This is a genomic window from Sphingomonas aurantiaca (genome assembly GCF_003050705.1).
GTDB lineage: Bacteria > Pseudomonadota > Alphaproteobacteria > Sphingomonadales > Sphingomonadaceae > Sphingomonas > Sphingomonas aurantiaca.
In genome coordinates this window covers 444,862-464,383 of sequence record NZ_QAOG01000003.1, presented here as the reverse complement: position 1 = coordinate 464,383, position 19,522 = coordinate 444,862, and the positions used below count along the sequence as shown (strand labels likewise).

The window sequence follows — 19,522 nt, the reverse complement described above, 5'->3', positions numbered from 1 at the left end:
ATCCCAAGATAGGCGCACCGATAGGAACGTAAATAGAAACGCTGGAAACCGATCGTTTCGGTGCTAGCGTTGCGATCGTCCCAAATCATCGCGGAGTTCATCATGCGCCTGCCCGACCTCGAAGCCTGGGCGATCTTTGCCAGCGTGGTCGAGCACAAGTCGTTCAGCGCGGCCGCGGACGCGATCGGGCTCAGCAAGGCGACCGTGTCGAAAGCGATCACGCGGCTCGAGGCGCATCTCGGCCAGTCGCTGTTCCACCGCACCTCGCGCCGCCTCGCGCTGACCGAGGCGGGCAAGCCGCTCGCCGAGCACGCCGCGCGCATCCTCACCGAAGCGCGACTCGCCGAGGAATCCGCCAACGACGCTGCCAGCGCGCCCACCGGCCGGGTCCGGCTGGCCGCCCCCATGAGCTTCGGGGTCAAGAACGTCGCGCCGCTACTCGCCGAATTCCTCGCCGCGCATCCCGGGATCGAGGTCGACCTGCATCTGTCCGATGCACGCGTCGATATCGTCGCCGAGGGGTTCGACATCGCGCTGCGCATCGCCGAGCTGCCGGACAGCTCGCTGCGCGCACGCCGGCTTTGCACGATCCGCACGCATATTGTCGCCGCCCCGCGCTATCTCGAGGCCAATGGCACGCCGACGCATCCCGCGCAGCTCGGCGAGCACAAGCTGTTCGGCTATTCCAACGTCGTCGGCCCCTGGCGCTTCCACGGGCCGGGCGGCGCGGAGGTTTCGGTGCGCGTGCACGGCCCGCTGACCGCCAATAGCGGCGAGGCGATCATGCCCGCGCTGGTCGCCGGGCTCGGTATCGCCCGGCTGCCCGATTTCATCATCGAGACGTGTCTTGCGAGCGGTGCGCTCACGACGATCCTGTGCGACTGGGCGCCCGCGCCGATCGGTCTGCACCTGCTCACGCCGCCAAGCCCGCTTCGCCCCGCGCGAGTCGAGGCGCTGATCGAGTTCCTCACGCGACGCCTCCGCGACCCGCTTCCGGCCTGACCCGCGTGGCGCTCGGCGGCGCATGTTTCGTACCGGCCCCGACTCATCCTGACGCGCCAGCGACTCGGCTCGGCGTCGCACGCGCATCCCTGGGACAGGAGGCACCGTTCCTGTTGCCGCTTCAACCCGGCGTCGTCGCACGACGTCCTGCACGCAACTGCCAACGATCGAGATCATCTTGCCCCCTACCGTTACCGCCGCCGACTGCGATCGGCTGGCCGATGCCGAGCTTAACGCCGCCGCCGCCGCCGAAACGCTGGATCAGCGCCGCGCGCATCTCGACCGGGCTTCGGTCTACGCGACCCGCAGCGAGAGGATTCGCCGCAAGCTCAGCCAGCAACCTGCGCGAAGCCATTGACCTCGCCGCAGTCTTTCCCGACGCCCGGTCATGGTCTGCGGTCGACCGGGTCGGTCTTCGTCGGCGAGCCTTAGTTCGAAATTAACCTTTTGCCTTCAGAAGTTGTGTGGTTAATGAATCGAAGTCGAGCTGCAGACATGGGGTGTCGAGCGGTCTCGCGACAAGGGGACGACGCATGCGGGTGCTGCTGATCGAGGACGAGCCGACCACGGCGAAGGCTATCGACTTGATGCTGACGACCGAGGGGTTCAACGTCTACATCACCGATCTCGGAGAAGAAGGCCTCGATCTGGGCAAGCTGTATGATTACGACATCATCCTGCTCGATCTGAACCTGCCCGACATGCACGGCTATGACGTGCTCAAGCGCCTCCGGGTCGCGCGCGTATCGACGCCGGTGCTGATCCTGTCGGGGGTCAACGAAATGGATTCGAAGGTGCGCAGCTTCGGCTTTGGCGCCGACGACTATGTCACCAAGCCGTTCCACCGCGAGGAACTCGTCGCGCGCATCCACGCCGTCGTCCGCCGCTCGAAGGGCCACAGCCAGTCGGTCATCCGCACGGGCAAGCTCGCGGTCAATCTCGACGCCAAGACGGTCGAGGTCGATGGCAGCCGCGTCCACCTGACCGGCAAGGAATATGCGATGCTCGAGCTGCTGTCGCTCCGCAAGGGCACGACGCTCACCAAGGAAATGTTCCTCAACCACCTCTATGGCGGGATGGACGAGCCCGAACTGAAGATCATCGACGTGTTCATCTGCAAGCTCCGCAAGAAGCTCAGCCTGGCGTGCGATGGCGAGAATTACATCGAGACCGTCTGGGGTCGCGGCTATGTGCTGCGCGAGCCCGACGAGGCACTCGAAGCCCAGGTCGCGTAACTCCCCAGTCTTTTGGGAGCGCTAAAGGCCGCGGTACCGGGGGGTGCCGCGGCCTTTTGCGTTCGCGACCTACTTCTTCCGCCGCAGCCGCCGGAACAGCCCGCGCTTGTCGAGCGACTCGAACATCTCCTCGGGCCCCTCGGGATCGAGCACCTCGTTGTCGGCCAGCCACTCCTCGACCGACGTCAGGTCGGGCACCTCATAGGGTTGCACCGTCTTGCCCTCGCCACGCAGCCGCTCGATCGTCTTGATCAGCGAGCCCGTGTCGGCGATCAGGTCGCTCACCACCTGCTGCTCGACGCCTAGATGCTCGGCGATCAGCCCGTCGCGGATCGCGGTGATCGCCGCCGACGTGGCATCGTCGGTCGATCGGATCGCGAGGTCACATTCGGTATCGAGCCGCAACGAGCGGTTGTTCATGTTCGACGAGCCCAGCCGGAACACGTCGTCATCGGCGATCAGGATCTTGGCATGGCAATAGATCGCCTCGCCGCCCTTCGTGAACGGATGATACATGCGCAACCGGTTGTGCGTGTCGCGCCGGTGCAGCGCCTCCATCAGCCGCGCGCGCGCGGTATCCATCGCGATCGGCTCGAGCCAGCCTTGCGCGGTCGTCGGGTTGATGATGACGATCTCGGGACCGTCCGCCTCGTCGAGCCGCTTGGCGACCGCCTCGGCGATCTTGCGCGACGCGAAATACTGGCTCTCGATGTACAGATGCTTCTTCGCCCGCGCGATCTGCCCGAGGAACAGCGCCTCGCTCTCGTACACGGGCTCCTGGTCGGACATTTCGGGTTCGCTGCGCGCGATCGCGACGTCGACATCATGGAAATCGACCTCCAACCCTTCAGGCCAGAACGTCCCGCCCGGCTGTCCGGCCGCCATCTTCTTGCCGCCCGCCAGATGCCAGCGCCGCCGGAACAGCTCGCCCAGCGCATGCGCGACGGGACCCTGTACCGCGCTGATCGCGTCGTGCCACGGCTTGTACGGCTTGCCCGACGGCTGGATACGGTGCGGATCGTCGTCGCGGTGATCGCGCGTGTCCCAGCGGTCGCCGGTCATGTCGATTCCGCCGCAGAACGCCAGCGCATCGTCGATGATGACGATCTTCTGGTGATGCGACGCCGCGGTCGGATGATGCCCGTCGAGCTTGGTGTGGATGCGCTTGTGCTTCATCCATTTCATCATCGTGAAGATCGTCGAGCCGCGGAACAGCGACTTGATCGCGCCGGTATCCCAGCGCAGCACGAACACCTCCAGATCGGGTTCGCGCTCGACCAGCCACAGCATGAAGTCGCCGAGCTTCTTGGGTTCGCCGGGGCGGTCGACGCCGGGCTCGAGTTCGATGCGCGCGTCGAAATCCCATCCGATCAGCAGGATGCGGCGTTTGGCGCCCATCATCGCGACTCGCGCGGTACGGAAATACTTCTCCGCATCGACGATCACCGCCATCTGTTCGGCGCGCTCGACCCGCCAGCATTCCTTACCGACCTGCATTCGCGTCCCTTTATTTACCCGTCGGCAGTACCCACAGCCGCGCGATTGGTTGCGGATGCACCCTGTATCGTCGCCGCCCGCACGCCTATCTAGGGCGCTGATGGTTCCTCCTACCCAGCCTCCCGCCCAGCGCAAGGTGATCCATGTCGACATGGATGCCTTCTATGCCTCGGTCGAGCAGCGCGACGATCCTTCGCTCAGGGGCAGGCCCGTGGCGGTCGGCGGGTCGCGCGCGCGCGGCGTCGTCGCAGCCGCTAGCTACGAGGCGCGCGCGTTCGGGGTGCGCAGCGCGATGCCGTCGGTCACCGCGATCCGCCGCTGCCCCGACCTCGTGTTCGTCCCCCCGCGCTTCGACGTCTACCGCGAGGTGTCCGACCGGATCCGCGCGATCTTCGCCGACTATACCGACCTGATCGAGCCGCTGTCGCTCGACGAAGCCTATCTCGACGTCACCGAGGATATTCGTGGGCTGGGCACCGCCGCTGCGATCGCCGAGGAGATCCGCGCGCGCATCAAGGCGGACACCGGCCTCACCGCGTCGGCGGGCGTCAGCTACAACAAGTTCATCGCCAAGCTCGCCTCGGACCAGAACAAGCCCGACGGGATCTGCATCATCACGCCGAAGCGCGGCGCGGCGTTCGTCCAGTCGCTGCCCGTCAAGCGCTTCCACGGCGTGGGCCCGGTGACCGCGCAGAAGATGGAGCGGCTCGGCATCCTCACCGGCGCGGACCTGTTCGGCCGGAGCCTCGCCTTCCTCCAGGCACATTTCGGCAGCTATGCCGAGTATCTCTACCGCGCCGCGCGCGGGATCGACGACCGCCCGGTGCGCGTCAACCGCGCGGCCAAGTCGGTCGGCGCGGAACGCACGTTCGAGACCAATCTCAGCACCGCCGAGGATCTTCGCGCCGCGCTGCACCGCGTGGCGGATGCGGCCTGGGTGCGAATCGAACGACACGGCACGCGCGGCCGCACGGTCACGCTCAAGCTGCGCCACGCCGATTTCCGCACGATCACGCGGGCCCGCTCGTCGCAGGCGGCGGTCACCGACAAGACGGCGTTCCTGGCGGCGGGGCTCGACCTGCTGATGGCACAATTGCCCGTGCCGGACGGCGTACGCCTGCTCGGCCTGACGCTGTCGGGAATCATGGGCGACGAGGACGAGGTGCAGCCGAGCCTGTTGTGACGGACGCCGTCCGAACCGGTAGCGCTACGCCGCCTTCGAGACCGCCGTATCCGCCGCATCCAGCGTCAGCGTCGCGACCGCGCCAAGCCCCGGGCCATCACTTTCCAGCCGCAGCGCGCCGAGCATCGCAGCCATCGAATTGGCGCACCAATGCAGCCCCAGCCCACCCGACTTGTGCGCCCGGGTCGAAAACCCGCGCTGGAACAGCAGCGCCCCGGCCTCGGCAGAAAAGCCCTCGCCATCGTCACGGATCGCAACGGTGACCCGGCCCTGCGACTGGCTGACCGTCGCCACGATCGATCCGCTGCCCGTGCCGCGCGCGACGATCGATTCGACCGCATTGCCGAACAGATTGCCGATCACCTGGCTCAGGATCACCCGGCTTGCCATCACCGGGCTCGGCCCCGCGGGAAAGCTGAACGCGATCGAGGTGCCCAGCGCATAGCGCGCGATCGTCGCGTTGCGCGCGATGATGTCGCTGACGTCGCACACCTCCAGCGCGGGGCGTTCGTGCGCGGCGCGCTGTTGCTGGCCGATGATCTCCAGGACGTCCGCCATCGCCTCGCGACCGACGACCATCTCGCGGCGCATGGCATCGCGATCGGCGCTCTCGGCCTCGACCGCGGCGGCGACGAACGCGGCGAGCTTGCGCCGGCGCGCCTCGGGCACGTCGCCCTGCGCCAGTTCGGCGATCGCGCGATCGATCGTCGCCCGGTCGATCGCGGCGGACTGCGCGATGCCCTGGCTCAGGATCGTGCTGATCGGGTTCAGCGCGTTGCGGACGTTGTGCATGACCGCGACCGCGCTCTCGCTCCGCCCCAGGTCGAACGACTGTGCCTCGATCTGCTCGCGTAGATCCTTCAACTGGCGCAGCATAGCGTTGAAGCTCCGCCCGAGCGAGCCGATCTCGTCGCGCCGCTCGTCCTCCTCCAGCAACGCCAGCGACCCCGACACGCGCACCCGCTGCATATGGCTTTCGACCCTGTGGAGCGGGCGCAGCACGAGCCGCTCGATCATCCGCCTGAGCATCACGAGGACCAGCAGCAAGAGCACCGTCGATCCTGCCACCGCGAGCAGCAATACGCGGCGCCCCAGCAGCGAAACGTCGCGTGGAATCGTGAACCGCGCGCCGGCGACCGCATGGCCGTCGGCGCCGATCAGCGGCACGACGAGAGTCAGCTTGGACGCCCCCGCGGTGACCGCGACGGCGTCGCCCTGCGCGGCGGTATCGATCCGCGCGCCGGCGGGGAGCAGCGTCGCCAGCTGCTGCGGCGTGATCACCCGCGCCATCAGGACATAGCCGCGCGGGATGCCGCTGCCGTCTGACCGCCGGACTCCCGCCACCCCGATCGCCGCGACCCTATCGCCGATACGCGCGTAGAACCGCCCCGAGCTCCGCCGCCCGAGCACCGCGGCAAGATCGGTCCGCGCGATCATCGCGGTCAGCCGCGCGCGCTCGACGCCGCCCTGCGCGCCGCGGACCGGATCGTGCCAGCGGGCGATCACGACCCGGCTCGCAGGACTGACATAGGCCATGCCGTTGATCCCGAGATCGGTCATCGTACGCGGCAACGGTGACGCACGTTCCGACCCGGCGCGAGGGTCGGCCATATAGGCGTAGCTGGCGTTCCAGTCGCCATAGTCGCGCACCGCGCTCTCGACGCCGGCGGCATAGTCGGACAGCGCGGTGCGCGCGCGCCCGACATGCCCGGCGATCGCCTTGCCCTCCAGCTTGGTGAAGCTCGGCGTGATGATCCCCGCGAGCAGCAGCGTGATCGCGATCGTCGCGACCAGCCCGACCGCAGTCATGATCGCCACCAGCTTGGCGCCGAGCGACGACCGTGTCCGCATCCGTCCGAACTGCCGCCCGAGGATGGGCGGCAGCCGACCCATCCCGGCCGACGGCATCAGCCGTGCATCCCTGCCCGCGGCATCAGCTGCGCATACCGAACGTCTGGCGGATCCGGTGATCGTCGGTCGAGACGTCGTCGCTGCCGCTGACCGTGCCCTTGCGCGCCATCTCCAGCGCGCGTTCGGCGTTTACCGGACGCGAGAAGAAATAGCCCTGCATATGGCTTGCCCCGGCAAGGCGCAGCGCCTGGACCTGCGCCTCGGTCTCGACGCCTTCCGCGATCACGCCCAGGCCGAGCGCCCGGCCGAGGTGGATGATCGAATGGACGATCGCCGCGCTCTCGCGCTCACGCCCCATGCCGTCGATGAACGACTTGTCGATCTTGAGGCAGTCGAGCGCGAACTTGCGGATATTGTACAGGCTCGAATAGCCGGTGCCGAAATCGTCGAGCGCGATCCGGAAGCCCATCTGGCGCAGTTTATACAGCGTCTCGGCAGCGCGTTCGGCATCGTCGAAGATCGCGGTCTCGGTGATCTCGATCTGCAATCGCGCCGGCGCGATCCCTGCCCGCTGGACACTTTCCATGATGTGGCCGACGAAATTGTGCCGGCGGAACTGGCGCGGGGAAAAGTTCACCGAGACATATTGCCCCGGCCATTGCTGCAACACGTCGAGCGCCTGCCCCAGCACCCAGTCGCCAAGCTCGTGGATCAGGTTCGATTCCTCGGCGATCGGAATGAAGGTCGCCGGGCTCATCAGTCCGTATTCCTGCGTGTTCCAGCGCACCAGCGCCTCGAACCCGACCACGTCGATCGCATCGCGCGACACGATCGGCTGATAGGCGAGGCTCAGCTCGCCCTTGGCGATCGCCTGGCTCAGGCCCGATTCGACCCGGCGGCGAAAGCGGATGCCCTCGTCCATGCTCTCGTCGAACACGCGCACGATGCCCCGCCCGCCGCGCTTGGCATCGTTCAGCGCAAGGTCGGACCGGCGCATCACGTCGACCGGGTCGCGGCCCTGTCCGCCGGGCGTCACGACCAGCCCGGCCGAAGCGCCGCCCTGCACCGAACTGCCGAACACCTGCAGGCTGACCGAGCAGGCCGCTACGATCAGCTCGCACGCCATCACCGCCGCCGCCTCGCCCGCGGTTTCGAACAGCACCCCGAACTCGTCGCCGCCAAGCCTTGCGACGAGCGCGCCATCGGGGGTCGACCGGTTGAGGATCACACAAATCTCGCGGATCAGCGCGTCGCCGGCGAGATGCCCGAGCGTGTCGTTGACCAGCTTGAACCGGTCGAGATCGATCATCACCGTCGCAAACAGCCCGTCATCGCGAGTCCGCGCCGCCAGCGCGCGCAGAAAGGCGAGCCGGTTGGGCGCGTCGGTCAGCGAATCATGCGTCGCCATGTGCAGCGCGCGGCTCTCGTTCGCGGCCAGCTCGGCCGCCTGCTCCTCGAGCTGCACCACCTGCGCCGCAAGCAGGTTGCGTGCGGTCGCCAGGTCGCAGTCGTTGCGCCAGCGCTGCGCGAGCGCGGTCGCGGTCTGCAGGATCTCGGCGACCTCGAACGGCTTGGCGATGTAGAAGATCTTGTCGGCGGGGCCTGCGACCTTGCTGATCTCGACCGGCGAGAAATCGGAGAAGCCGGTGACGATCACGATGTTGACGTCGGGATCGAGCGCGCGGATCCGCTTGGCGGTTTCGCGCCCGTCGATCCCCGGCGGCATCCGCACGTCGATGAACGCGACCGCGAACGGATCCGCATCGGCCAGCGCCTGCTCGACCGCGGCGATCGCCTCGAGCCCCTGCTCGCAATAGGTCAGCGCGAATGCGGGCGCGTCGGCGACGCTATTGTCCAGATCGTCGCCGAACAGCTCCGCCGCCATCGCGTCCAGCGCGGATCCGTCGCTCGATCGCGGCCCGGCGAAGCTGCGCCGGTAGCTGTCGTGCATCGGCGGCTCGTCGTCCACGATCAGAATACGCATTCGAACACCGCTCCCCGGGGGGCACGACCGTCGCCGTCCAGCGATGGCTTACGTGCCGTCAGTTCTCACAATCATGTGTTAGTGAGATGCGGTTAAGACGGCGTAAACGATGTTTCGAGTTGCTGGCCAAGTGCCTGTCCGCCCAGCACTATCGCCCCCAGCGGCCCGGCATTGTTGCCAAGCGCCGGCGGCACGATGAACGTGTCGGTCAGCGCCACCTCGGGCAGCGTGATATAGCCGCCCAGGCTGCGCGTCATCGCTGCCCGCACGCGCGGAAACAAATGCGACGCGCCCATCACGCCGCCGCCCATCACGATCCGCCGCGGGATGCCCGTCAGCACCAGCGTATGGCACAGCTGGCCCAGCGCATCCGCGACGCCGTCCCACACCGGATGGTCGGCGGGCGCTTCGTCCGCGGGATGGCCGATCCGCGCGGCGATCGCCGGGCCGGCGACCAGCCCTTCGATGCACGCGCCGTGGAACGGGCAGTTGCCGATCCAGTCGTCGCCATGGAACCGCGCAGGGCGGATATGGCCCAGTTCGGAATGCGTCAGCCCGTCGACCGGGCGGTTGTTCGCGATCATCCCCGCGCCGACGCCGGTGCCGACGGTGACATAGGCGATGTCGGGCAGGCCCTTTGCCGCTCCCCAAAACGCCTCGGCGAGCGCTGCGCCGACGACGTCGCTATGGAAGCCGGTCGGCACGCCGTAGCGCCGCTGCAACCGTCCCGCGATATCGGTGCCCGCCCAGCCCGGCTTGGGGGTCGAGGTGATGTGGCCATAATCGGCTGCGTGGCGATCGATCGAAACCGGACCGAAGCTTGCGATGCCGATCGCGACGAACCCGCTCCACCGATCGAGCACCGCCTCGATCGCGGCGAGCGTCTCGTCGGGGCGGGTGGTCGGGATACGCACGGTTTCCTCGATCTGATCGGGCCCGCGCGCAAGAATGCAGATGCATTTTGTCCCGCCGAGTTCGATCCCTGCGACCAGAGGTGCTTCCGTCATCCCAAACTCCCAACATTTTGCGCCCGCCCGCTTCCTTTGCCCGCGCGCTCCCGTCAAGAGGGACGCGCCGGGTCCCCGCGCGGCTGGGCGGCGCTGGCACTCACAGTGAACGACGATTTCGTCTGCCTCGATTTGCCCGATCGTGCGTTATGCCTGTCGAGTTCATCCAAACAGACAGGAATTTGCGATGGCGAAGAAGCCCACCAAGCCCACCGATCTCGCCGGCGCCGTCTCGGCCGAGGCACAGCCGCAGTACAAGGTCGAGTATCGCGAGATCCAGCCTTACGGCACGCTCAAGCGCCTGCCGATCGCGCTCGAGGACAATGCCCGCGCGCAAAGCGTGGCGACGCTGAACCAGGTCCTCGCGGACACGATGACGCTGCGCGACATGTACAAGAAGCATCACTGGCAGATGTCGGGTGCGACCTTCTACCAGCTCCATTTGCTGCTCGACAAGCATTACGAGGAGCAGGCCGCCCTCGTGGATCTTGTCGCAGAACGCATCATGGCCCTAGGCGGCATCTCGATCGCGATGTCGCACGACGTTGCCGAAATGACGACGATCCCGCGTCCGCCCAAGGGCCGCGAGGACGTACCGACGCAGCTCGCTCGGCTGCTCGAAGCGCATGAGATCATCCTGCGCCAGGCTCATGAAGGTGCCGAAGCCGCCGACGAGTCGGGCGATGACGGCACGAATGACCTGCTGGTGAGCAATATCATCCGCACGCACGAGCCGCAGGTCTGGTTCCTGGCCGAGCACCTCGCCGCCACCGAACTGGTCCGCGACGACAAGTAAGGCCGCCCCCCTCCCCCCGCATTCCCTCGATTGAGGGGATGCGGGGAATACCGCACTCGGCTCACGCACCGCGACGCGTTCCGCCCTCCCCACGTCATCCTGACGAAAGTCAGGACCCAGAGTACCAGGCGCAGCGCTCTGCGGCTCTGGATCCTGACTTTCGTCAGGATGACGGAAGCCGTTATTCGACGGTAACGCTCTTCGCCAGATTACGCGGCTGATCCACGTCCGTGCCCTTGAGCACCGCGACATGATACGCCAGCAACTGCACCGGCACCGCATAGACCAGAGGCGCGATCAGCGGATGCACCTTGGGCATCGTGATCGTCGCCATGCAGCCCTCGCCCGCCGCCTGGATCCCGTCATAGTCCGAGATCAGCACGACCTTGCCGCCGCGCGCCATCACTTCCTGCATGTTGCTGACCGTCTTGTCGAACAGCGGCCCCGACGGCGCGATGACGATGACCGGCACATGCTCGTCGATCAGTGCGATCGGCCCGTGCTTCATCTCGCCCGCGGCATAGCCCTCGGCGTGGATGTAGCTGATTTCCTTCAGCTTCAGCGCGCCCTCGAGCGCGAGCGGGTAATCCGTCCCACGCCCCAGATACAGCACGTCGCGCGCGCCGGCGATGTTGTGCGCCATCGCCTCGATCGCCTCGTCATACGCCAGCGCACCGTTCAGCGCGGCGGGCGCCTCGGCGAGATGCCGGACGATCTCGCGCTCCTGATCCTTCGACAACAGACCCTTCGCGCGCGCCAGATTGGCGGCGAGGGCGGCCAGCACCGCGAGCTGGCAGGTGAACGCCTTGGTCGACGCCACGCCGATTTCGGGGCCGGCATGCGTCGGCAACAGCAGGTCCGCCTCGCGCGCCATCGAGCTGGTCGGCACGTTGACGACGACCGCGATCTTCTGCCCCTCGGCCTTGGCATGGCGCAGCGCCGCGAGCGTGTCCGCGGTCTCGCCCGATTGCGAGATGAACAGCGCGAGACCGCCCTCCTCCATCACCGGCGCGCGGTAGCGGAACTCGGACGCGACATCGAGGTCGACGGGCACGCGCGCGAACTGCTCGAACCAGTATTTGGCGACCATGCCGGCGTAGAAGCTCGTCCCGCACGCGACGATCGTGACGCGCTTGATCGTCGACAGGTCGAACTCCGGGATCGGGAGCGAAACCTCGCCCTCCATCCGCTTCAGGTACGAGCGCAGCGTCTGCGCGACGACGATCGGCTGCTCGTAGATCTCCTTCAGCATGTAATGCTTGTGGTTGCCCTTCGAGATCACCTCGCCGGTGATCCCCGACAGCGTGATCGCGCGCTCGACGGGCGTGTTGTCGCGGTCATAGACCTGCGCCCCGTCACGCGTCAGCACGACCCAGTCGCCCTCGTCGAGATAGGCGATACGCTGCGTCAGCGGCGCGAGCGCGAGCGCGTCCGAGCCGAGATACATCTCGCCCTCGCCGTGTCCGACGACCAAGGGCGAGCCGAGCCGCGCGCCGATCAACAGGTCGGGATGCTGGCGGAACAGGATCGCGAGCGCGAACGCACCGTGCAGCCGCGGCAGGATCTCGCGGACGGCGGACACCGGGTCCATTCCCGCCTCGACCTTCTCGCTGACGAGATGCGCGACGACCTCGGTGTCGGTCTCGCTGGTGAAGGTCCGGCCGCGCGCGATCAGTTCGTCGCGCAGCGGCTTGAAGTTCTCGATGATGCCGTTGTGGACGACCGCGACTTCGCCGGTCGCATGCGGGTGCGCGTTGTTGGTGGTCGGCCCGCCATGCGTCGCCCAGCGCGTGTGCGCGATGCCGGTCTTGCCCGGCAGCGGGTGCGCGGCGAGTTCGTTCGCCAGGTTGACGAGCTTGCCCGATGCGCGACGACGCTCGATCGCGCCGTCGAAATCGGTGGCGATTCCCGCCGAATCATAGCCGCGATATTCGAGCCGCTTCAGCCCGTCGAGCAACCGCTCGGCGACGTCGGTCGTGCTGAGAATGCCTACGATACCACACATAACTTCTGTCCGTTCGTTCAGTCGACCGAGCGGAGCTGCTCGCCCCGCTCGATGACGACATGGGTCTGGTAATAATATTTGCCGGTCGGGCGACCGCCGACGGTGAAATCGATCCGTACGCGGCGCGCCTCGCCGTCCACCTGGATCGTGCGTCCCAGCAACACGGTTTCCGCAGGCGCGCCCAACCGGCTTTCGAGCTGCGCCTGCGCGACCGGTCGCACCTCGAGCGAAAGGTTGCGCGGGTCGCGGTAATCGCTTTCCGAATTGAGATACAGGCTGGAACCCTGCCGGCCCGACGCGCGCACCGTCATGACGAACGTGCCGGGATAGCCGCCGGGGGCGAGCCCTGCGGCCCGCTCGATCGCCAGCATCGGCGGGATCGCATCGCCCTGCGATCGCGCCGTGGCGCATCCCGCCAGCGCCAGCACGGCGAATAGCGCGGCGGGCTTCATCCGCGTTTCTTCGCCAGCATCAGATCGCGAAAGCTCTTCGCCCAGCCCGGCTTGGCGACCTGCGGCGGGCGGACGAGCGCGAGTGCGTCGGCCTCGACGTCGCGAGTCACCACCGATCCCGCCGCGACGATCGCGCCCGCGCCGATCGTCACCGGCGCGACGAGTGCGGAGTTCGATCCGATGAACGCGCCCGCGCCCACGACCGTCCGGTATTTGAAATAGCCGTCGTAGTTGCAGGTGATCGTCCCCGCGCCGATGTTCGCGCCGGCACCGATGTCGGCATCGCCGATATAGGTGAGGTGGCTGACCTTCGCGCCGTCGCCGATAATCGCCTTCTTCACCTCGACGAAGTTGCCGACCTTGGTGTCCGCGCCCAGCTCTGCGCCGGGGCGCAGCCGTGCGAACGGGCCCACGCTCGCCCCCTTGCCGACGGTCGCGCCCTCGACATGGCTGAACGCGTGGATCGTCGCGCCGTCATCGACGCGCGCGCCTGGGCCGAAAACGACGTTGGGCTCGATCACGACGTCGCGGCCGATCACCGTGTCATGCGCGAACCAGACGGTATCGGGCGCGATCAGAGTCGCGCCGTCGGCCATCGCCTGCGCGCGCCGTATCGCCTGCCACGCGCCCTCGACCCCGGCGAGTTCGCCGCGACTGTTGACGCCGGCCACCTCGTCCGCGCCGGTTTCGATGACCGCGGACGCGCGGCCATCCGCGCCTGCCAGCCCGACGATATCGGTCAGGTAATATTCGCCCGCCGCATTGTCGTTGCCGAGCCGGTCGAGCAACGCGAACAGGTCGGTCGATCGCACCGCCATCAGCCCGGAATTGCACAGCGTCACCGCCCGTTCCGCCGCCGACGCGTCCTTATACTCGACGATCCGGTCCATCCGGCCGGCAGCATCGGCGATGACGCGACCATAAGCGCCGGGATCGGCGGGGCGGAAGCCGAGCACGACGACGGCCGGCGTGTCGTCGCCGTGCAGCCGGTCGATCATCCGCTGCATCGTCGCGGCGGTGACCAGCGGCACGTCGCCGTAGAGGATCAGCACGTCGCCTTCGAACCCAGCCAGCGCCGCGCGCGCCTGCGCGACCGCATGGCCGGTGCCGAGCTGCTCGGCCTGGAGCGCGGTGACGATGCCGAGCGGCGCGACCGCAGCCTCGACCTGCTCGCGCCCCGCACCCGTCACGACGACCGTCCTGGCCGGCTGCAACGCGCCTGCGCTCGCGACCAGATGCAGCAGCATCGGCCGCCCCGCGATCGGGTGAAGCACCTTGTGCAGGTCCGACTTCATCCGCGTCCCCTTGCCCGCGGCAAGGATGACGACAGCGACGGAGGCCGCATTGGGGTGGATCGGAATCGGCTGGTCGTTGGAATGCGTCGTCATGGAAGGATCGCTGCCACGAAAGCCTTGCCAATTCCATAGTGTCGCTGGCAGGTCCGCGCGCAATGACGCAATTTTTATTTAAGATCGTAGGCTTCGACCTCGACGGCACCTTGCTGGACACCAGCGGCGACCTTGCGGCGGCGGTCAACCACGCGCTGACATCGGTCGATCGTCCTGCGCTCAGCGTCGAACAGGTCAAGCCGATGATCGGCGGTGGCGCCCGCCACATGCTCAAGCAGGGCCTGACCGCGACCGGCGGCTATGACGAGGCGATGCTCGATACGCTCCACGCCAGGCTGCTCGCGTATTACGAAGCCAATATCTGCGTGCTGACCCGGCCCTATCCCGGCGTGGTCGACGCGCTCGATGCGCTGGCGGCAAAGGGTGTCACGCTCGGCATCGTCACCAACAAGATCGAACGGTTCGCGCGGACGGTGCTCGGCGAGCTTGGCCTGATCGATCGGTTCGCCTGCATCCTCGGCGGCGACACGATGTCCGAATCCAAGCCCTCGCCGATGCCGATCCACGAAATGGTCCGGCAATGCGGCGGCGGCCGCGCCGCGTTCGTCGGCGATTCGATCTTCGACATCCAGGCGGGGCAAGCCGCGGGACTGCCGACGGTCGCCTGCAGCTACGGCTTCCTCATGCAGCCGGTCGAAGACCTCGGCGCGGACGCGGTGATCGACGGGTTCGACGCGCTGATCCCGACGCTCGAAAGGCTCGGCGCATGAACCGCACGCTGCTCCTGCGCCTTGTACTGGTTGCCGCGGTCGTGTTCGCGGTCACGATGGCATTGCTGCCAAAGCCGCCGCATGTGCCGATCGATCAGTTCGGCGACAAGTTCGAGCATATGCTCGCCTTCGCGACGATCGCGCTGCTCGCGGCCTTCTCCTATCCGACCGCGCGGCTGTTCCGGATCGGCGAGCGGCTGTCGTTCCTCGGCGCGCTGATCGAGGTGCTGCAATCGATCCCGTCGCTGCACCGCGACTGCGACATCCACGACTGGATCGCCGACACGCTGGCGATCACCGTGGTGCTGCTGATCGTCTGGGCGGTCCGACGCCAGCGTGGTGCGCGACTGCCGTAGGCCACGTATTTTAGGCCTTGCGGAACTTGGTCCAGAGATGCCGCGCGAGCATCGCCGGCGGCATCCGCAGCCAGTGCGAGCGGATATAGAAGGCCAGACGGGTAACCGGTCGCGTCGGCCTGCCCCAGCCATCGCGCGCAGTGACGCGGCGAACGTAGAGCCGGTCGATACCCGTCGCCTCGCCAGCACCGAACAGCGCATCGACGATCCGCAGCGACCGCGCCACCTGCGCGGACAGCCCGTGCCGCCCCGCATCCGCGGCAAGCCCATCGGTGCCGAACTCCTCAACCAGACAGCGTATGTCCCAGAGGTTGCGCAAGCCGCCCGCCAGATCGCCATCCGCGAAAAGATGCGCCGCAGCATGGATCAGCATCCCGTTCGGCGACAGCGTCCGCAGCGCGTTCTCCAGCGTAACGCTATCGTCGATCAGCGCCACCGGATCGGGTGTGATCCGCGCGGTCAGCGGCAGGATCGTGTGATGGACGTCGATCATCCGGTCGCGCTCGCGGTGGATCAGCGGCGGCAGTTCGTGCATCCAGCGTCGATAATAGGCGTCGTCATACGGGTCGGGCTTCACCCATTCCCACCCCGCCGCCAGCAACGCCGCCTCGACCGTGTCGATCGACTCGCGCGGCACCAGGATATCGAGATCGCCGATCGAGCGCCCCTGCCCCGCCGACAGCCCCGCCGCGACGAACGCGGTGCCCTTCAGCAGGACGACGGGGCAGTCGACCGCGGCCAGTGCGCGCCGCGCCATCTCAGCCTCCCACAGCGCCGCGCGGCGCCCATGCTCGGCGGCCTCGCGGGCGTCGTCGAGAATGGCCTTCACCGCCGCCGGCATCGCCAAGCCGTCGACCCGCATCGCCAGCGTGCCGATCAGCTGCTCCGCGCGCGCCATCGCCAGCAACGCGGTCCAGCCATCCGCATCAAGCCCGGCGATGCTCGCAGGATCGGCGAGCGCGCGCGCCAGTACCCGCGCGTCCTTCACAACGCGGACCATAAGGCTTCGACCTGCGCGATCGCGCTCGCCCCATCGGGATAATCGATCGCGACCGACGGAACCTGCGCGATCAGCCCGGTCAGCCCACGAAACCCCGCTTCGCCGAGCGCGACGTAATTGGTCGAGGCCTGCGTCATCCGGACGAACGCCTCGGCCGGCGGCACCGGTCGGGTCTCGGCGGCAAAACCATAGCGCGGAAACACCAGCAATGCGGGCGTGGCGGGCGTGTCCATCGTCGCGATCGCCCGCGCGTCGGGCACCATGTGGCGGATATCGCCCTTTGGCGTCGCGCGTAGCAGCGGCCCCATCCGCGCCGCGGGCCACGCCGCCTCGGCCGCCGCGATCCCCTCGTTCTTCAGGCTGATCAGCCGGGGAAACGCGTGAACCAACCCGGTCGCCGGATCGAGCAGCGCGAACTCGTCCCCCATGAACCGCCAGCCCCTGGCGGCGAGCAGCGTCGCCAGCGTCGACTTCCCCGCTCCCGAAATCCCCGTCATCAGCACCGCATGGCCATCGCGCTCGACCGCCGACGCATGCAGCAGCAGATAGCGCCGCACGCCCAGCGCCATCTGCAGGTTCATCGCCATTTCGGCGGCCAGCAGCCCCTGGCGCAACGGCAGCGGCGCGGCTTCAGGCAGCATGTAGTCGCCACCGATCTCGACCGAGGGCCGAACGAACCGCCGCCACGGCCGCCGCGCGAACAGCCGGACGGTGAAGTCGGCGACGCCGTCGCGCGGGCCGGGATAGTTGCGGTACAGCGTCTCGAGCGTGGCGATCGGCGCGCGCCAGTCCGAGCCGATGCGAAAGCCGATCGGGCCGATGCGGACGGAGAAGGCGTGCCTCATAGGCGCGCGACGAGCCCGGCCTCGACCAGCTCGTCGAGCCGCGCCGCCAGCGCCTCGCGCGTGCCATCGGCCAAGTCATAGTCCCGCTCGAGCCGGTCGAGCAGCGAGTCGAGCGACAGCGCCCTCTCCTGCAGGATCGCCAGGATCTGCGGCGCGGGCTCGGTCAACAGATGCGTAATGCCCGATGCCCGGTGGTAGACTGCGGTGAACGCGTCGAGCGGCGCGATCAGCAGCCCGTCCTCGGGCGGACCGCGGTAGAGCGCATCGGGCACGGCGTCAGCCGCGCGGCATCTGCAACGATGCGAAACAGGTGAAGCCGCCCTGACCGCGCTGCAACCGGCGGATATAATTGACGTACGCCCGGCTGCGCTGCGAATCGGTGCCCGGCAACGTGCTGCCATTGGCCATCGCCCGCTTCACCTCCTCGCCCTTGAACGCGCGGGGCGATGGCGGGAAGGCGCCCTTCGTCCTTGCGGGCACGGTCTTGCCGTCCGGATCGATATAGCTGCCCGCGCGGCTCGGATCGGGGACCGGGATCTCGCAGTTCAGCACCGACCCGACGGTCTGCGCGAGCGCAGGGCGGATCGACACGACCGCCCCCGCCGTCACCGCGCCAAGCGCCAGCACCCGGCGCCGCGTCGGCGTGCCAGCCGAGTCACCCGTGGCTGGGCCAGCAGCCGAGCCAGTATCTGGGCCAGCTTCGGGAATCGGGTCCTGATCGGATCGCGTATCGTCGCTCATGCTACCCCTGCTAGACCACAGCCCTTTCACAATCCTGAAGCGCTGACAATATAGCCCCGCCGATCGTGCCGAAGCAGGACGGTCGTGGCGAGCAGTGGCGGTGCGCAGCGACACGACGGGGAATACCGGATTGCATCCGATCGCTGTAAGGCGGCCGGGTGGACGCCATTTCCGTCCCAGGAGACCGAGATGCTTTCCGGATTTGGCCTGCGCACCTTCTGGGCGATCGTCGTCGTCATCGTCGCCGCGATCGCGGTGTTCGCGATCACGCACGACATCCAGGGCGCGATCGTCGCGGTCGTCGGCGGGATCGCCGCAGCGCTGGTCGCGGCCGGCACCGGCGACGAGACGGCGGCGCCCGACGAATCCACCGCGATGACTCCGTCGGTGCTCGACGATGTGCTCGATGCGATCGTCGCGCCGGTGATGCTGGTGCAGGACGGCCGCGTGGTGCTCGCCAACCGCGCCGCCCGGACGTTGCTCGGCACGCACATCCTGGGCGAGGACGCGCGCGTGGCGATCCGCCACCCCGCCGCCGCCGAGCGGCTGGGGACGCCGGGACCGATCGACGGCGAGCGACCGATCGAACTCGTCGGCCTGGGCACGCGCGACCAGCGCTGGGAGATGCTGCTCAGCGAGACGTCGGAGGGGCAGCGCATCGTCTATCTCGTCGACCAGACCGGCAACTATGCCGCCGAGCGGATGCGGATCGATTTCGTCGCCAATGCCAGCCATGAGCTGCGCACGCCGCTCGCGTCGATCCTCGGCTTCATCGAAACGCTGCGCGACGAGGCGGGCGAGGATGCCGAGGTCCGCGCGCGGTTCCTGAAAGTCATGGACGACGAGGCGCGGCGGATGCAGCGGCTTGTCGAGGACCTGATCTCGCTGAGCCGGATCGAGGCGGAGAAATTCCGCCTGCCCGACCAGGCGGTCGATCTTGCGCAGCTCGTCGAGGACACGCGCGAGGAGCTCGCCGATGCGGCGGGCGATCGAGGCCAGGATCTGGTCGCGACGATCGCCCCGAACCTGGCAACGGTGTCGGGCGACCGCGTCCAGCTGTCGCAGATGCTCCACAACCTCATCGGCAACGCGATGAAATATGGCCGTGCGGGCACGCCGGTGACGATCGCGTTGAAGCGCGACGATGCGGGCATGATCCGCCTGTCGATTCGCGACGAGGGCGACGGGATCGCCGCGGTGCACATTCCGCGGCTGACCGAACGCTTCTACCGCGCCGATGCCGGGCGCAGCCGGTCGCTGGGCGGCACCGGGTTGGGGCTCGCGATCGTCAAGCATATCGTCGAGCGCCATCGCGGACGGCTCGATATCGTCAGCCAGGTCGGCGTCGGCACCACCGTTTCGGTCATCCTGCCGCCCAGCAGCGCGACGCCCAAGGGCGGTGTCATAAAAGGGTAACCCAACTGTCACACAGGAGCGTCTTTAGTACCG

General features: G+C 67.8%; 19 protein-coding genes. 8 read left to right on the top strand and 11 right to left on the bottom strand.

The window, feature by feature from the left end:
• Positions 1–102: 102 nt before the first annotated feature.
• From C8J26_RS11105 to ctrA, 3 genes are all read left to right on the top strand, one after another.
• Positions 103–1,002: a LysR family transcriptional regulator gene (locus C8J26_RS11105; protein WP_107958002.1), complete on the top strand. Its 900-nt coding sequence runs from the start codon at positions 103–105 to the stop codon at positions 1,000–1,002.
• Between the two features lie 178 nt (positions 1,003–1,180).
• Positions 1,181–1,360 (top strand): hypothetical protein, encoded by a 180-nt coding sequence (locus C8J26_RS11100; RefSeq protein ID WP_107958000.1) that lies wholly within the window; start codon positions 1,181–1,183, stop codon positions 1,358–1,360.
• Positions 1,361–1,535: 175 nt separating this feature from the next.
• Complete coding sequence (ctrA, locus tag C8J26_RS11095) at positions 1,536–2,237, top strand: response regulator transcription factor CtrA (protein ID WP_056416917.1); 702 nt, start codon at positions 1,536–1,538, stop codon at positions 2,235–2,237.
• A 69-nt stretch (positions 2,238–2,306) separates the two neighbouring features.
• Here ctrA and C8J26_RS11090 read toward each other — a convergent pair whose 3' ends face one another.
• Complete coding sequence (locus tag C8J26_RS11090) at positions 2,307–3,734, bottom strand: phospholipase D-like domain-containing protein (protein WP_107957999.1); 1,428 nt, start codon at positions 3,732–3,734, stop codon at positions 2,307–2,309.
• Positions 3,735–3,834: 100 nt separating this feature from the next.
• On the opposite strand from C8J26_RS11090, the gene dinB reads away from it, so the two are divergent.
• Positions 3,835–4,917, top strand: a complete 1,083-nt coding sequence (dinB, locus tag C8J26_RS11085; RefSeq protein WP_107957998.1) for a DNA polymerase IV — start codon at positions 3,835–3,837, stop codon at positions 4,915–4,917.
• Positions 4,918–4,941: 24 nt separating this feature from the next.
• On the opposite strand, the gene C8J26_RS11080 is transcribed toward dinB, so the two are convergent.
• From C8J26_RS11080 to C8J26_RS11070, 3 genes are all read right to left on the bottom strand, one after another.
• Positions 4,942–6,825 (bottom strand): CHASE4 domain-containing protein, encoded by a 1,884-nt coding sequence (locus C8J26_RS11080; protein ID WP_244185257.1) that lies wholly within the window; start codon positions 6,823–6,825, stop codon positions 4,942–4,944.
• 25 nt (positions 6,826–6,850) lie between these two features.
• Positions 6,851–8,752, bottom strand: a complete 1,902-nt coding sequence (locus tag C8J26_RS11075; protein WP_056416906.1) for a putative bifunctional diguanylate cyclase/phosphodiesterase — start codon at positions 8,750–8,752, stop codon at positions 6,851–6,853.
• 92 nt (positions 8,753–8,844) lie between these two features.
• Positions 8,845–9,759, bottom strand: coding sequence for an ROK family protein (locus tag C8J26_RS11070; protein ID WP_107957997.1), 915 nt, complete (start codon positions 9,757–9,759; stop codon positions 8,845–8,847).
• Positions 9,760–9,946: 187 nt separating this feature from the next.
• Here C8J26_RS11070 and C8J26_RS11065 point away from each other — a divergent pair, with 187 nt between their 5' ends.
• The gene (locus C8J26_RS11065; RefSeq protein ID WP_056416898.1) at positions 9,947–10,555 is read left to right on the top strand and encodes a Dps family protein; all 609 of its coding nucleotides are present in this window, start codon (positions 9,947–9,949) and stop codon (positions 10,553–10,555) included.
• 181 nt (positions 10,556–10,736) lie between these two features.
• Here the strand turns inward: C8J26_RS11065 and glmS are convergent, their stop codons facing one another.
• From glmS to glmU, 3 genes are read right to left on the bottom strand one after another with little or no spacing between them, the layout of a single operon-like run.
• On the bottom strand, positions 10,737–12,560 hold the full coding sequence (gene glmS / locus C8J26_RS11060) for a glutamine--fructose-6-phosphate transaminase (isomerizing) (protein ID WP_056416895.1): 1,824 nt from the start codon (positions 12,558–12,560) through the stop codon (positions 10,737–10,739).
• A gap of 17 nt (positions 12,561–12,577) precedes the next feature.
• The gene (locus C8J26_RS11055; protein WP_107957996.1) at positions 12,578–13,012 is read right to left on the bottom strand and encodes a hypothetical protein; all 435 of its coding nucleotides are present in this window, start codon (positions 13,010–13,012) and stop codon (positions 12,578–12,580) included.
• On the bottom strand, positions 13,009–14,400 hold the full coding sequence (glmU, locus tag C8J26_RS11050) for a bifunctional UDP-N-acetylglucosamine diphosphorylase/glucosamine-1-phosphate N-acetyltransferase GlmU (RefSeq protein ID WP_107957995.1): 1,392 nt from the start codon (positions 14,398–14,400) through the stop codon (positions 13,009–13,011). The genes C8J26_RS11055 and glmU overlap by 4 nt, the downstream gene beginning before the upstream one ends.
• Positions 14,401–14,462: 62 nt before the next feature.
• Here glmU and C8J26_RS11045 point away from each other — a divergent pair, with 62 nt between their 5' ends.
• Both C8J26_RS11045 and C8J26_RS11040 read left to right on the top strand, forming a co-directional pair.
• Entirely contained in the window at positions 14,463–15,131 is a 669-nt protein-coding gene (locus C8J26_RS11045) for an HAD family hydrolase (protein WP_056417324.1), read from the top strand.
• Entirely contained in the window at positions 15,128–15,487 is a 360-nt protein-coding gene (locus C8J26_RS11040; RefSeq protein ID WP_107957994.1) for a VanZ family protein, read from the top strand. Before C8J26_RS11045 ends, C8J26_RS11040 begins: the two co-directional genes overlap by 4 nt.
• A 10-nt stretch (positions 15,488–15,497) precedes the next feature.
• On the opposite strand, the gene C8J26_RS11035 is transcribed toward C8J26_RS11040, so the two are convergent.
• The 4 genes from C8J26_RS11035 to C8J26_RS11020 are packed head-to-tail and all read right to left on the bottom strand — an operon-like array spanning position 15,498 to position 18,073.
• The gene (locus tag C8J26_RS11035) at positions 15,498–16,487 is read right to left on the bottom strand and encodes a nucleotidyltransferase domain-containing protein (RefSeq protein WP_107957992.1); all 990 of its coding nucleotides are present in this window, start codon (positions 16,485–16,487) and stop codon (positions 15,498–15,500) included.
• Positions 16,472–17,332 carry an HprK-related kinase A gene (locus tag C8J26_RS11030; RefSeq protein WP_107957990.1) on the bottom strand — a complete coding sequence of 287 codons (861 nt, stop codon included), beginning with the start codon at positions 17,330–17,332 and terminating at the stop codon, positions 16,472–16,474. The genes C8J26_RS11035 and C8J26_RS11030 overlap by 16 nt, the downstream gene beginning before the upstream one ends.
• Entirely contained in the window at positions 17,329–17,604 is a 276-nt protein-coding gene (locus C8J26_RS11025; protein ID WP_056416880.1) for an HPr-rel-A system PqqD family peptide chaperone, read from the bottom strand. The genes C8J26_RS11030 and C8J26_RS11025 overlap by 4 nt, the downstream gene beginning before the upstream one ends.
• A gap of 4 nt (positions 17,605–17,608) precedes the next feature.
• On the bottom strand, positions 17,609–18,073 hold the full coding sequence (locus tag C8J26_RS11020; RefSeq protein ID WP_234422595.1) for a hypothetical protein: 465 nt from the start codon (positions 18,071–18,073) through the stop codon (positions 17,609–17,611).
• Between the two features lie 189 nt (positions 18,074–18,262).
• On the opposite strand from C8J26_RS11020, the gene C8J26_RS11015 reads away from it, so the two are divergent.
• Positions 18,263–19,489, top strand: coding sequence for an ATP-binding protein (locus C8J26_RS11015; RefSeq protein ID WP_107957988.1), 1,227 nt, complete (start codon positions 18,263–18,265; stop codon positions 19,487–19,489).
• The last annotated feature ends 33 nt before the right edge of the window (positions 19,490–19,522 follow it).

Excerpts from the sequence above, each read along its gene's own strand:
- C8J26_RS11055 (WP_107957996.1), bottom strand. The coding sequence starts at position 13,012 with ATGAAGCCCGCCGCGCTATTCGCCGTGCTGGCGCTGGCGGGATGCGCC.
- C8J26_RS11045 (WP_056417324.1), top strand. The coding sequence starts at position 14,463 with ATGACGCAATTTTTATTTAAGATCGTAGGCTTCGACCTCGACGGCACC.
- glmS (WP_056416895.1), bottom strand. The coding sequence starts at position 12,560 with ATGTGTGGTATCGTAGGCATTCTCAGCACGACCGACGTCGCCGAGCGG.
- C8J26_RS11065 (WP_056416898.1), top strand. The coding sequence starts at position 9,947 with ATGGCGAAGAAGCCCACCAAGCCCACCGATCTCGCCGGCGCCGTCTCG.
- C8J26_RS11070 (WP_107957997.1), bottom strand. The coding sequence starts at position 9,759 with ATGACGGAAGCACCTCTGGTCGCAGGGATCGAACTCGGCGGGACAAAA.
- C8J26_RS11105 (WP_107958002.1), top strand. The coding sequence starts at position 103 with ATGCGCCTGCCCGACCTCGAAGCCTGGGCGATCTTTGCCAGCGTGGTC.
- C8J26_RS11035 (WP_107957992.1), bottom strand. The coding sequence starts at position 16,487 with ATGGTCCGCGTTGTGAAGGACGCGCGGGTACTGGCGCGCGCGCTCGCC.
- C8J26_RS11040 (WP_107957994.1), top strand. The coding sequence starts at position 15,128 with ATGAACCGCACGCTGCTCCTGCGCCTTGTACTGGTTGCCGCGGTCGTG.
- dinB (WP_107957998.1), top strand. The coding sequence starts at position 3,835 with ATGGTTCCTCCTACCCAGCCTCCCGCCCAGCGCAAGGTGATCCATGTC.
- C8J26_RS11090 (WP_107957999.1), bottom strand. The coding sequence starts at position 3,734 with ATGCAGGTCGGTAAGGAATGCTGGCGGGTCGAGCGCGCCGAACAGATG.
- ctrA (WP_056416917.1), top strand. The coding sequence starts at position 1,536 with ATGCGGGTGCTGCTGATCGAGGACGAGCCGACCACGGCGAAGGCTATC.
- C8J26_RS11015 (WP_107957988.1), top strand. The coding sequence starts at position 18,263 with ATGCTTTCCGGATTTGGCCTGCGCACCTTCTGGGCGATCGTCGTCGTC.
- C8J26_RS11030 (WP_107957990.1), bottom strand. The coding sequence starts at position 17,332 with ATGAGGCACGCCTTCTCCGTCCGCATCGGCCCGATCGGCTTTCGCATC.
- C8J26_RS11080 (WP_244185257.1), bottom strand. The coding sequence starts at position 6,825 with ATGCCGTCGGCCGGGATGGGTCGGCTGCCGCCCATCCTCGGGCGGCAG.
- glmU (WP_107957995.1), bottom strand. The coding sequence starts at position 14,400 with ATGACGACGCATTCCAACGACCAGCCGATTCCGATCCACCCCAATGCG.
- C8J26_RS11020 (WP_234422595.1), bottom strand. The coding sequence starts at position 18,073 with ATGAGCGACGATACGCGATCCGATCAGGACCCGATTCCCGAAGCTGGC.
- C8J26_RS11075 (WP_056416906.1), bottom strand. The coding sequence starts at position 8,752 with ATGCGTATTCTGATCGTGGACGACGAGCCGCCGATGCACGACAGCTAC.